9 protein-coding genes and 2 tRNA genes are annotated in these 12,738 nt (G+C 71.3%); 9 read left to right on the top strand and 2 right to left on the bottom strand.

Going from position 1 to position 12,738, the window contains the following annotated elements; translation table 11 throughout:
- The first annotated feature begins 16 nt into the window (after positions 1 to 16).
- Positions 17 to 1,273 (top strand): glutamate-5-semialdehyde dehydrogenase, encoded by a 1,257-nt coding sequence (locus tag EV190_RS19470; RefSeq protein ID WP_133743035.1) that lies wholly within the window; start codon positions 17 to 19, stop codon positions 1,271 to 1,273.
- 113 nt (positions 1,274 to 1,386) lie between these two features.
- Here the strand turns inward: EV190_RS19470 and EV190_RS19465 are convergent, their stop codons facing one another.
- Positions 1,387 to 3,372, bottom strand: coding sequence for a glycosyltransferase family 2 protein (locus tag EV190_RS19465; RefSeq protein ID WP_133743034.1), 1,986 nt, complete (start codon positions 3,370 to 3,372; stop codon positions 1,387 to 1,389).
- Between the two features lie 551 nt (positions 3,373 to 3,923).
- Positions 3,924 to 4,976, bottom strand: a complete 1,053-nt coding sequence (locus EV190_RS19460) for a M48 family metallopeptidase (RefSeq protein WP_133743033.1) — start codon at positions 4,974 to 4,976, stop codon at positions 3,924 to 3,926.
- Positions 4,977 to 5,170: 194 nt separating this feature from the next.
- On the opposite strand from EV190_RS19460, the gene nadD reads away from it, so the two are divergent.
- The 8 genes from nadD (at position 5,171) to EV190_RS19420 (ending at position 12,614) form a co-directional block, all read left to right on the top strand.
- The gene (nadD, locus tag EV190_RS19455; RefSeq protein ID WP_133743032.1) at positions 5,171 to 5,821 is read left to right on the top strand and encodes a nicotinate-nucleotide adenylyltransferase; all 651 of its coding nucleotides are present in this window, start codon (positions 5,171 to 5,173) and stop codon (positions 5,819 to 5,821) included.
- Between the two features lie 26 nt (positions 5,822 to 5,847).
- Positions 5,848 to 6,240, top strand: a complete 393-nt coding sequence (gene rsfS, locus EV190_RS19450; RefSeq protein WP_133743031.1) for a ribosome silencing factor — start codon at positions 5,848 to 5,850, stop codon at positions 6,238 to 6,240.
- A gap of 41 nt (positions 6,241 to 6,281) precedes the next feature.
- Entirely contained in the window at positions 6,282 to 6,908 is a 627-nt protein-coding gene (locus tag EV190_RS19445; RefSeq protein WP_133743030.1) for a histidine phosphatase family protein, read from the top strand.
- Between the two features lie 76 nt (positions 6,909 to 6,984).
- Positions 6,985 to 7,057 (top strand) — tRNA-Ala (locus tag EV190_RS19440).
- 399 nt (positions 7,058 to 7,456) lie between these two features.
- The gene (locus EV190_RS19435) at positions 7,457 to 9,022 is read left to right on the top strand and encodes a pectate lyase family protein (protein WP_133743029.1); all 1,566 of its coding nucleotides are present in this window, start codon (positions 7,457 to 7,459) and stop codon (positions 9,020 to 9,022) included.
- A gap of 290 nt (positions 9,023 to 9,312) precedes the next feature.
- A tRNA-Ala gene (locus EV190_RS19430) sits at positions 9,313 to 9,385 on the top strand.
- Positions 9,386 to 9,700: 315 nt separating this feature from the next.
- Positions 9,701 to 10,495 carry a DUF427 domain-containing protein gene (locus tag EV190_RS19425; RefSeq protein ID WP_133743028.1) on the top strand — a complete coding sequence of 265 codons (795 nt, stop codon included), beginning with the start codon at positions 9,701 to 9,703 and terminating at the stop codon, positions 10,493 to 10,495.
- Positions 10,496 to 10,556: 61 nt separating this feature from the next.
- Positions 10,557 to 12,614, top strand: coding sequence for an ATP-dependent DNA helicase (locus EV190_RS19420; RefSeq protein ID WP_133743027.1), 2,058 nt, complete (start codon positions 10,557 to 10,559; stop codon positions 12,612 to 12,614).
- The last annotated feature ends 124 nt before the right edge of the window (positions 12,615 to 12,738 follow it).

Genomic DNA, 12,738 nt, shown 5'->3' with positions numbered 1-12,738 from the left:
AAGCAGAGACACCACCATGACTGACATCGAGCGGGACGTCCGCGAGGTCGCCGAGCGCGCCCGGGATGCCGCTGCCGACCTCGCCCCGCTCACGCGGGCCGCCAAGGACGCCGCGCTGCTGGCCGTCGCCGACGCCCTCGTGGCACGCGCCGACGAGATCGTCAAGGCCAACGCCGAGGACACCGCCAAGGCGCGGGAGAACGGCACCAGCGAGGCCATGATCGACCGCCTCACCCTCACCGCCGAGCGCGTCGGCGCGATCGCGGACGCCGTCCGCGAGGTCACCGAGCTCCCCGACCCGGTCGGCGAGGTCGTGCGCGGCAACGTGCTGCCCAACGGGCTGGAGGTGCGCCAGGTCCGGGTCCCGCTCGGGGTCATCGGCATCATCTACGAGGGCCGCCCCAACGTCACCGTCGACGCCGCTGCCCTGTGCCTCAAGAGCGGCAACGCGGCCCTGCTGCGCGGCTCCTCCTCGGCGTACTCCTCCAACACGGTCATCACCGACGTGATCCGGGGCGCGCTGGAGGGCACCGAGGTCCCCGTGGACGCGGTCCAGATGGTGCCGGGCCTGAGCCGCGACTCCGTCAAGCACCTGATGCGGGCGCGCGGCCTGGTGGACGTGCTGATCCCGCGCGGCGGCGCCTCGCTCATCCAGACCGTGGTGAACGAGTCCACCGTGCCCGTCATCGAGACCGGCACCGGCAACTGCCACGTCTACGTGGACGAGGCCGCCGACCTGGACCGCGCGCTGGCCATCACGATGAACAGCAAGGTCCAGCGGTGCTCGGTGTGCAACACCGCCGAGACCCTGCTGGTGCACGCGGGGGTCGCCGACGCCTTCCTGCCCCGGGCGCTGGCCGCGCTCAAGGAGGCCGGGGTCACCGTGCACGGGGACGAGCGGGTGCGCGGCTACGACGACGCGGTCGTGGCGGCCACCGAGGAGGACTGGACCACCGAGTACCTGTCCCTGGACCTGGCCGCGCGCGTCGTGGACTCCCTCGACGAGGCCGTGGCGCACATCCGGGCCTACTCCTCGTCGCACACCGAGGCCATCGTGACGGACTCGCAGTCCGCCGCGCGCCGCTTCGTCTCCCGCGTGGACTCGGCGGCCGTCATGGTCAACGCCTCCACCCGCTTCACCGACGGCGGCGAGTTCGGCTTCGGCGCGGAGATCGGGATCTCCACCCAGAAGCTGCACGCCCGCGGCCCCATGGGACTGCCGGAGATGACCTCCACGAAGTACGTGGTCACCGGCGAGGGGCACGTCCGCTAGGGAGTCTCCGGCGCGGAGGTGGTTCGGCGGCCCGCCCGCGACGATCATGGGCTTTCTGCCCTTTCAGGCCCCGGAACGGGCAGAAAGCCCAAGACCATCGCGGGCGCGGGATGTCAGCGGCGCAGGCCCATCCTCCGCAGGACCCTTCCGGCGCGGCGGCGCAGCCCCTGGTAGGCGCGGCGGGCGAGGGCGCGGGCGCGGGGCGGGCGCCGGACGCCCACGGTCCAGCGGCCGAGGGAGCGGGACAGCTCGATGCCCAGCGGGACGGCCTCCTGCTCGGGGCCCACCGCCAGCTGCCAGCGGCCCTGGCGGGGGATGCCGGTCAGCTCCGCCGAGAGCACGGCGCCGGGCGGAGTGCCGGCGTCGTCGGCCGGTTCGGTCAGCACGCTGGCGGTCCCCTCGACGCCGCCTTCGGGGCCGATCAGCCGCAGGGGCATGGTGATCCGCTGGTCGCCCGCGTGCAGCGCCAGGGGGATGCGCAGCCGGAGCCGGCCGTCGCGCGCCACCACCGTGGACCTCCGGGCCTCGCGGACCGCTTCGCCCAGGTCCCGCCAGGAGCCGTCGACCGAGACCACCAGGTGGTCCTTCTCGTTGTAGGAGGGGTTGGCCAGGACCGAGGTCCCGTCGTCCAGGCGGACGAAGGCGGGGGTCCGCCCCTCCTCGGAGCCCGGGCGGCGCAACGGGCCGAGCGTGTGGTCGGTGCTGGTCCCCGCCAGGTCGATCCGGGAGACGAACCACCACTGCCCCGAGAGGGCCGAGCCCAGGTTGCCGTGCGCGACGTCGATCTCGACGCTTCCGGTGAGGCGGACGGCGCGGCGGTCCGGGGTGCTGCCGGGCGCCTCGGCGAGGGTGAACGGGAGCGGGACCGTCACGTCCGCGCCGATCGCGGAGTTGCGCGCGAACGCTCGCAGGTTCAGCTTCTTCAACTGGGGGCTGATCTCGGCGGCGGCCCGGACCGACTCGACCTCGGCGAGCTCGCCCGGCAGGTCCCAGTACACCGACTCGCCCTCGCGCACGAACTCCAGCGGGCGCTGGTCGCTCTTGCGGACCAGCGTGCTCTCGACGTCCACGTGCAGCTTCTCCCCGGCCCACCGGAAACCGGTCACCGTGGTGGAGTGCGCGAGGTCGGCCTCGAAGACGGCGATCCGCCGGACGAGTCCGGGCCGCCCGGTCCGGAGCGCGGCGGCGCGCAGCCGGGAGAAGGAGTTCAGCTTGGCGTCCAGGCGTTTGGGGATCCGGCGCTCCACCAGCGACGCGATGACGGAGTGCAGCTCGCGCGCGGACTCCTCGGGCTGCTTCAGGTAGGAGTTGCCCTGCACCCGGCCCAGTACCTTGGAGCGGTACCAGTGCGCGAGCAGGCGGTCCTGGAGCGCGCCGGGCTCGGTCTCGGCCTCGATGATGTCGATGATCCGCTCGACGCTGTCGAAGTAGCCGACCGGCTCCAGCGGCTGGTACGAGATGTTCCCGAAGTCCTTGTGCCGCACCCAGTAGTAGCAGGTGTAGTCGTGCACGACCGAGACGGACTTCGCCTTCAGGTACGCGGGCAGCATGAACATGTGGTCTTCCAGCCGGACCTTGCCCTCGGGGAAGCGCAGGCCGGCCTCCCGGACGAAGCCGAGGCGGAAGAGTTTCTGCACCGTCAGAGTGGTGAGCAGGATGTGGTTCTTGCGCAGGGTCCCGCCGGACATCGGCTTCTGGAAGATCTCGCGGGGGGCCTTGCGGCCGACTCCGGCGATCCGGCCGATGACGATGTCGGCGGAGTCCTCGCGGGCCTTGGCGACCAGGCGCTCCAGCGCCTCGGCCCCGAGCCGGTCGTCGTCGTCCATGAAGAAGACGTACTCCCCGCGGGCGCGGTCCATGCCGATGTTGCGGGGACGGCCCGGCCATCCCGAGTTCTCGGTGTGCACCACCGAGAAGTTCTCCTCGCCGGCCAGTTCGGCGTCGAGGATCTCCCCCGTGTCGTCGGTGGAGCCGTCGTCGACGTAGACGACCTCGAAGCGCGAGCGCGGCATGGTCTGCGCGCGAAGCGACTCCAGCCCGTCCAGCACACCCTTGGATGTGTTGTGGACTGGAATAATGACGGTTACCTCTATGGACATCCGTTCCCCCGTCGCGGTTGTGTGGCGGGGGCATCGGGCCGGTGGTGAGCGGTGACCGCTTGGGGGACGGACCCGAGCCCCTGCTTTCTACTCTCATGGCGCCGCTGATCGGTTCGCCGGTTCACCGGCCCGGAATTCCGGGCTTCTCCGAGAAAGTCGATCGCTCCCGGGCCCGAACGGCCCCGTCGGACCGGAAAAGGTCCGTGATCGGCTGTTCCGGCCGACCTCAGGGTCCTGGGAGGCGAATCTGCAGGCCGGGATGGCAGGCTGGCCGAAACTCTAGCCGAAGTGGAACGAGGGCGCGAAATCGCCGGAGGTATTCCGCTATGGGGTTGCTCACAGGGCGGCCACGAGGTTGTTTTTCCTTATGTCGGCTTTTCTTCCTCGGAAATCCACCGCCGCGATCTGCTGAATGCGAAAAGGATCCCGGTACGCCTCCGCGCGTCTACCCGCTCCCGAGGTGGGAAAACACTCCGCCGCCTCCGCGCAGCGGAGCGCCCGGTCCCGCCGGACGCTCAGGGGCGGTGGAACCGGGCGCGGGACGGGTCGGGTCAGGCGGCCCCGTTGTCGTCGCGGCGGTTGCCGGAGCCGTTCTTCCAGCGGTCCGCGACCGTGTCGAAGATCTTGCCCCCGGCGCTCGCCGCGCTGCCCGCGACGTCGCGCAGCGTCCCCACCAGCGGGTCGGAGGTGCGCTCCCACGACTCCTTGTACGAACGGGCGGCGTTGCGCGCCTCGTCGCCGATCCGGGTGTCGGAGTCGGTGTCGCGGCGCGGGTAGTCGCCGTTCAGGACGCGCTGGTAGGAGCCCTCCTTGATCCAGCGGTCCAGCTCGGCGAGCCGGATCACGGCGAACGGGTGGGTGTGCCCCTGGGTGATGAGGAGCTTGAGGAACCCGTCGCGCACGTCCTCGGCGGCGTCGTACTCCTTGGCCTGCTCCAGGAACGCGTCGACGTTCATCTCGGCGAGCCGCGAGCCGCCCGCCATCTTCATCAGGGCGCGCTTGGCCGCGTCGGGGTCCTGGGCGGCGAGCAGGCCCGCGCGGTCGCAGGACAGCTCCGACTTGCGGTACCACTCCTCCAGCGCCGCCACGATCGCGCGCAGGCCGATGTAGCCCAGCGGAATCCAGGCGACCCGGGTGGCGAGCCGGATCAGGGCGAGCAGCATCGTGCGGTACACGGCGTGCCCCGACAGGATGTGCCCCACCTCGTGGCCGACCACGAAGCGCTGCTCCTGGGCGTCGAGCAGGTCGAACAGGCCGGTGGTGATGACGATGAACGGCTTGTTGCTGCCGATCGCCATGGCGTTGGGCTGCGGGTTCATCTGGATGTAGAGCTCGGGTACCTGCTTGAGGTCGAGCGTGTAGGCGGCGTCGCGGACGTAGTCGTAGACGTCGGGGAACTGGCGTTCGCTCACGCGTACCGCGCTGGCCAGGAACATCAGTCGCAGGGCGCGCTCGTTGAACAGGCCCGACATGCGCTTGAACACCTCGTCGAAGCCGCGCAGCGACCGCAGCGCGACCAGCGCGCCGCGGTCGGCCGGATGCTCGTAGGCGCGGGAGGAGATGTCGGAAAGGCGGACGCGGGTGCGGTCAGGCGTAGTGGACATGTCCGCATGCTATGCGTGACCCCCGCGCAAATCCACGGTTTCGGCAAACGAGATATGACGCGTTTTTCGGAGTGTCGGCGGGGCTGCCCGTTCGTCCGGGCGGCGTCCCGACTAATCTCGACACTGAACACCAAACCAGACAGCAGGGTGTGTTCCGCGGAACACCGCCCGAGGTCGAAACGAGAGCGACGACCGTGTCCGACGAGACGACGACCACGCCAGGCCCTGATCTCCGGCGGCCCGCCGCACCGCGCCGGGTCGGCATCATGGGCGGCACCTTCGACCCCATCCACCACGGGCACCTCGTGGCGGGCAGTGAGGTCGCCCACCTGTTCGACCTCGACGAGGTCCTGTTCGTGCCCGCCGGACAGCCCTGGCAGAAGACGAGCAGGGTCACCCCGGCGGAGCACCGCTACCTGATGACGGTCATCGCCACCGCGGAGAACCCCCAGTTCCGGGTGAGCCGCATGGAGATCGACCGGAACGGGCCCACCTACACCATCGACACGCTGCGCGAGATGCGCCGGTACTACGGCGCTGACGTCGAGCTCTTCTTCATCACCGGCGCGGACGCCCTGGGCGCTATTCTGAGCTGGCACAACGCGGATGAACTCTTTGAACTCGCGCATTTCGTAGGCTGTAACCGGCCGGGACACCCGCTCGCGGATCCCGGACTGCCCGAAGGAAAGGTCTCCCTCGTGGAGATCCCCGCGTTGTCCATCTCCTCGACCGAGTGTCGGGAGCGCGTCCGGAAGGGCGAACCCATCTGGTACCTGGTACCCGATGGCATTGTCCGCTACATCAACAAGACCGGGCTCTACCTCGATGATCAGGTGGCGGGGTAGGGGCCCACAGGAGGCAGCTACCACTCGTGACCGCCACGAACCGGGCCGTTGAGCTCGTCACCATCGCCGCCGCGGCCGCGGCCGACAAACTCGCCCAGGAGATCATCGCCTACGACGTGAGCGACCAGCTCGTGATCACCGACGCGTTCGTCCTGTGCTCCGCACCCAACGACCGCCAGGTCCGCGCCATCGTCGACGAGGTCGAGGACCGCCTGCGCGAGGCCGGGGCCAAGCCCGTCCGCCGCGAAGGCGAACGCGACGGCCGCTGGGTGCTCCTGGACTACGTCGACCTCGTCGTGCACATCCAGCACGAGGAGGAGCGCGGCTTCTACGGCCTCGAGCGACTGTGGAAGGACTGCCCCGAGATCACCCTGCCCAAGGAGTCCCGCGGCGCCGTCCGCGGATCCGAGGACGCCTGAGCCGGTTCCGCACCCGCCCATCCCCCTTCAGGAGTGAACCTGTGACCGAAACCCGTCGTGTCGTCTGCTGGCGCCACGGACAGACCGACTGGAACGTGGAGAACCGGTTCCAGGGGCAGATCGACATCCCGCTGAACGAGACGGGTCTCGCCCAGGCCGAGAAGGCGGCGCGGCTGCTCGCCCTGCTGAGGCCCGACGCGATCATCGCGTCGGACCTCCAGCGGGCCTCCGACACCGCCAACGCCCTGGCCGGGCTCACCGGGTTGACGGTGGCGCACGACCCGGCGCTGCGGGAGCGCTTCGGCGGACCGTGGGAGGGCCTGAGCCGAGCCGAGATCCGCGCGGGCTGGCCCGAGCAGCTCCCGACCATGGACATCCCGGGCGGCGAGGACATGCCGGCCGTCGGCGCCCGGGTGGCCGAGGCGATCCAGCGCGGCCTGGAGAAGGTTCCGGAGAACGGCGTGCTCGTGGTCGCCAGCCACGGCGCGGCGCTGCGCGCGGGCATCCACACCATGCTCGGCCTGCCGGCCGACCAGTTGGAGGCGTTGGGCTCGCTGAGCAACTGCTCGTGGTCGGTGCTCGGTCCCCGGCGTCTGGGCGGTTGGCGCCTCCTGGAGCACAACGCGGGGACCCTTCCCGAGGACCGGGTCCTGGGCGACGACCGCTGACCGTTTCGACGAACGCCGCGGATTCCGCTATTGTTCAGGGAGTCGACAGGGGGTGACCCCGGCTCGACTCCCGCAAGGGGCTATGGCGCAGTTGGTAGCGCGCTTCCATGGCATGGAAGAGGTCTGGGGTTCGAATCCCCATAGCTCCACTCCACTTCAGAACGACTCCGCTCGAGGTCTTCGTCCTCCTCGCGGGGTCGTTTCGTCTTTCCGCCGGAGAAGACCCCTGACCCCCGGGGCGCCCCCTGCGGCCGGGGCCGCGCCGATCGGCGGTGCGGGCGGGCCTCTGCGGGCCCGCCGGAAGGCCTGGCGCCGGCGTCCGGCCTGCCGCGCCGTCGATGAGGCGGTCCGACCGATCACGCGCCTGGAGTCACCCGATCCCGATTCCGACGCCCGACGCCGATGAAATCGCAGGACAAGGGCGTACGGGGCGGCCGGAGGCTTTGGCCTTCCCAGAAACGTCCGCGTTACCCCCTTGACATGGAAAGCGCTTTCTTTACTCTCGAGTAAAGCACGTCAAGCTCGTGCTTCACTACGAAGGGTGAGCAGTGAGACGATCAACCAGGCGTCGACTCGTGCCGGCGCTGGCCGCCGCGACCGTGGTGGCGGCCGGTCTGGCCCTGCCGATGTCCTCCGCATCGGCGCAGACCGGCAGTGCCACGGGTTACGCGACCCAGAACGGCGGCACCACCGGCGGAGCGGGCGGCCAGACGGTACGGGCCACGACCGGAACCCAGATCCACGAGGCCCTGTGCAATCGGCCCAGCACCAGCACCCCGATCATCATCGAGGTGGAAGGAACCATCAACCACGGCAACACCTCCAAGGTGTCGGGCGACGGTTGCGAGACCGCCGACGACGTGATCGAGCTCAAGAAGATCAGCAACGTCACGATCGTCGGCACCGGCAGCGGAGCCGTGTTCGACCAGCTGGGCATCCACATCCGGGAGTCCGACAACATCATCATCCAGAACGTGACCGTCCGGAACGTCAAGAAGTCCGGCTCGCCCACGTCCAACGGCGGTGACGCCATCGGGATGGAGAGCGGCGTCCGCAACGTCTGGGTCGACCACGTCACCCTGGAGGCGTCGGGCGGGGAGTCGGAGGGCTACGACGGCCTCTTCGACATGAAGAACAACACCCAGTACGTCACCCTCTCCTACAGCGTCCTGCGCAACTCCGGCCGTGGCGGTCTCGTCGGGTCCAGCGAGAGCGACCGCTCGAACGGCTACGTCACGTTCCACCACAACCGGTACGAGAACATCGACTCGCGCGCGCCCCTGCTTCGCGGCGGCATAGGGCACATGTACAACAACCACTACACGGAGCTCCACGAGTCCGGCATCAACTCCCGGGCCGGGGCCCGCGCGAAGGTGGAGAACAACTACTTCGAGGACTCCAAGGACGTCCTGGGCACCTTCTACACCGATGAGAGGGGCTCCTGGGAGGTCGGCGGCAACATCTTCGACAACGTGACCTGGTCCGGCGAGGGGGACGAGAACTACCCCGCCGGACCCGATCCGCAGTCCACCACGTCGGTGAGCATTCCGTACTTCTACGAGCTCGACGACGCCGGCTGCGTGCCGCAGGTGGTGGACCAGACCGCGGGCGCGGACAGCGGCAACCGGGTCTCGGACGGCGACTGCGAAGCGGAGAACCCGACCGACCCCGACCCCGAACCGACCGACCCCGACCCGACCGATCCCGACCCGACCGATCCCGACCCCGACCCCACCGACCCTCCCGTCGGGAGCAACCTCAGCATCGGGGCCGGGGCCGACGGCTCGGGCAAGGCCAGTGGGACCAGTTACGGGAACGTCACCGACGGCGACATGGGCACCTACTGGTCGCCGAGCGGCTCGACCGGCCGCATTTCGGTCAAGTGGGGCTCCGACACCACGGTGTCCGCGATCAACATCCGCGAGGCGGCCGGGGCCGAAGGCAACATCGGCTCCTGGCGGGTCGTCGACCACGACACCGGTGCCGTCCTGGCCACCGGCAGCGGAGCGGGCGCCATCACCATCGAGCCGACGACGCTTCGGAAGATCAACTTCGAGATCACCAGCTCGGACGGCACGCCGCGCGTCGCCGAGTTCGAGACCTACGCCGGCTAGGGAAGTTCCCGCGCGGGGGTGATTCGCGCATTCGTTGGCGCTCTTGGGCTTTCTGCCCTTTTCGGGGCCGGGAAGGGCGGAAAGCCCATGATCATTCCGAGCGGGGGCGGGACCGGCCCTCGGACCGCCGTGCCACGGACATCCGGCGGGGCCGCGCGGGCCTCCGGCCCCGCCCGCGCGGCCCCGGGATCCCCCGCGCCCCGGGTGGACAGGGGGGAGGCCGAGGGGCCGCCTCGCCGGGAATGGTGTCGACCGCCTCCCGAAATCCGGTAGAGTGGGTCCCGTCGCAAGGGGCTATGGCGCAGTTGGTAGCGCGCTTCCATGGCATGGAAGAGGTCTGGGGTTCGAATCCCCATAGCTCCACTCGACTCCGAGACGACCTTGCTCGCGCGTGACCGCGCTCGCCGGGTCGTCTCGTCGTTTCTCCTGGGGGGCGACCCCCAGACCCCCGGTGCGGGGCTTCGCCCCGCGGGTTCGAGTGACGTCCCGTCAGGTCCACTCGACTTCGGAACGACCCCGTCCGGCGGTTCTCGACCGCCTCACGGGGTCGTTTCGTCGTTTCCCGGGGAGTGCCCTTCGGCCGCCGGACGCGCCGATGCCCGACCGGCCCCGGAACCCGGGTGACGCGAGGCGTCCCCGGGTAGGGAAGACGTGCCACCACGAGACGAGGAGGTCGGCATGTCGCTGACTCTTGGCGGGGGGCCGTTGTCGGCGCGTCCGCCCGCGACGGTGAACTACCGGCTCGAACGCCCCGAGCACGCGCTGTTCATGCACCCCTTCCCGCGGCGGGTGCGCGCCGAGCGCGGCGGCCGGACCGTGCTCGACACGGAACGGGGCCTCCTGCTGCACGAGACGAGGCTGCTCCCCGTTCTGTACGCGCCGGTGGAGGACTTCGACCGGTCCCTGCTCCGCGACAGCGACCACACCACGCACTGCCCCTACAAGGGGGACGCGGTCTACCGGACGCTGGCCGCGGGGGAGAGCGTCTTCCCCGACGCGGTGTGGTCCTACCCCGAACCCAGGGCCGAGGCCGCGTGGCTGAGCGGTCTGGCCGCCATGTACTGGGACGCCGCCGACGCCTGGTACGACGAGGACGAGCGGGTGCGCGGGCATCTGCGCGACCCCTACCACCGGGTGGACGTCCGCCGGTCCGCCAGGCGCGTGCGGGTCTCGCTCGGGGACGCGGTCGTCGCGCTGACCGACCGGCCCAGGGTCCTGTCCGAGACCGGCCTGCCCAACCGCCTCTACGTCCCGCGCGGCGACGTCCGTGACGGGGTCCTGGTCCCCGGCGCCACCCGCGCCTACTGCCCCTACAAGGGCGAGGCCGCCTACTTCGGCGTCCGCCTGGACGGGCGCGAACTCGCCGACGCGGCCTGGTGCTTCCCCGATCCGCTCAAGGACGGCCTGGACGTGCGGGACCACGTCTGCTTCCTGCACGACGAGCTGACCACCGAGGTCGAGCCCCGGCCCTGAGCCGGCGGGGGCTGTGGACAACCGGCTCCGGCCGGGCCCCGGGGCCGGTACTGTCGCATGCGTGCCTGATCTTCCCGACGTCGAAACACTGCTGGACGCCGCGGTGCGCGCGCTCGACGGAGCGCGGCGCGACGGCCAGGTCGCGATGGCCAAGGCGGTCACCGAGGCCATCGAGGCCGACGAGCACCTCGTCGTGCAGGCCGGGACCGGGACCGGAAAGTCGCTGGGCTACCTGGTCCCGGCCGTGCGCCACGCGCTCGCCGAGAAGACCACCGTCGTGGTCTCCACCGCCACCATCGCGCTGCAGAACCAGCTCGTCGACCGCGACCTTCCGCGCCTGGCCCAGGCGCTGCGGCCGCTGCTGGGCCGCGAGCCCACCTTCGCGATCCTCAAGGGACGGCGCAACTACCTGTGCCGCCACCGGTTGGACACCGCGGGCGCGGACCCGGACGAGACCGAGCTGTTCGACCCCCGCGCGCTGTCCTCGCTCGGCCGGCAGGTGCAGCGGCTGCACTCCTGGGCCGAGGAGACCGTCACCGGTGACCGCGACGAGCTGGTCCCGGGTGTGAGCGACCTGGCCTGGCGGCAGGTGTCGGTGGCGGCCAACGAGTGCATGGGCGCGCAGGCGTGCCCCTTCGGCACCGAGTGCTTCGCCGAGCAGGCCCGCGCCGAGACCACCGAGGTGGACATCGTCGTGACCAACCACGCCCTGCTGGCCATCGACGCGATGCAGGGCTACCACCTCCTCCCCGAGCACGACCTCCTCCTGGTCGACGAGGCCCACGAACTCGTCGACCGGGTGACCTCGGTGGCCACCGGCGCGCTCAGCGAGAAGGCCGTCGCGACCGCCGCCAAGCGGGCCGCCCGGGTGTGCGACGTCGAGCTCACCGAGCGCCTCGCGGAGACGGCGGACGGCCTCTCGATGATCTTCACCGACGCCGAGCCCGGCCGAATCGACCACATCCCCGAGGCGCTGGCCGGGGCCGTGGCGAGCGTGCGCGACGCCGCCCACGCGTGCGTCTCCTCGGTCGGTCCGGAGAACAAGAACGACCCGGACGCGGCCAGCGCCCGCAGGTTCGCGCTGGCGGCGCTGGAGGAGGTGCACCGCGCGGCGGTGCGCGTCCTGGAGTCCTTCGAGCCGCCGCTGCGCGACCGGCAGGACGTCGTCTGGCTGGCCAAGGGCGGTCGGCAGGCGCCCAGCCTGCACGTCGCCCCGCTCGCGGTGGGCGGGCTGCTGCGCGAGAAGCTGTTCGGCGACCGCACCACCGTGCTCACCTCGGCGACGCTCGCGCTGGGCGGCTCCTTCCAGTCCCTGGCCGTGCAGTGGGGACTGGGCCGGGAGCGCGACCAGGCGCCGCCCCCGGTGCCCGAGCGGTCCGAGGGCGAACCCGCCCCGGAGGCCGGGGCGCCCGGCTCGGCGACCGAGGGCGAACCGCGCTGGCGCGGCATGGACGTGGGGTCGCCGTTCGACCACGCGCGCAGCGGCATCCTGTACGTCGCCAAGCACCTGCCGACCCCCGGCAGGGACGGCCTCGACCCGCGCTACCTGGACGAGATCGCCGAGCTGATCGACGCCGCCGGAGGCCGCGCGCTGGGCCTGTTCTCGTCGATGCGCGCCGCCAGCCAGGCCACCGAGGAACTGCGCGAGCGCCTGGACCAGCCGATCCTGTGCCAGGGCGAGGACTCCACCGGCCAGCTGGTCAAGGAGTTCGCCGAGGACGAGGCCACCTGCCTGTTCGGCACGCTCTCGCTGTGGCAGGGGGTGGACGTCCCGGGGCCGTCGCTGCAGCTGGTCATCGTGGACCGCATCCCCTTCCCGCGCCCCGACGACCCGCTCGCCTCGGCCCGCCAGCGCGCGGTCGGGGCCGCGGGCGGCAACGGGTTCATGGCGGTGGCGGCCACCCACGCCGCGCTGCTGCTGGCCCAGGGGACGGGGCGGCTGCTGCGCTCCATGAGCGACAAGGGAGTGGTGGCGGTGCTCGACCCGCGGTTGGCCACCGCCCGCTACGGGTCCTTCCTGAGGTCGTCCCTGCCGCCGTACTGGGGGACCACCGATCCCGAGGTGGCGCGCGCGGCCCTGCGCAGACTCAACGAGGCGGCGGCGCCGGCGGCGGTGTAGGTCGTGGGGGGGGGGGGGGGGGGCCCCCCCCCGGGGGGCCCCCCCCCCCCCCCCCCCCCCCGGGGGGGGGCGGGGGGGGGGGCCCCCCCCCCCCCCCCCCCGCGCCCCGGGGGGGGGGGTTGGG

Origin of the sequence: Actinorugispora endophytica, assembly GCF_004363075.1 — a bacterium.
GTDB classification, from domain to species: domain Bacteria; phylum Actinomycetota; class Actinomycetes; order Streptosporangiales; family Streptosporangiaceae; genus Actinorugispora; species Actinorugispora endophytica.
This window is presented reverse-complemented; position numbering and strand designations above follow the sequence as displayed.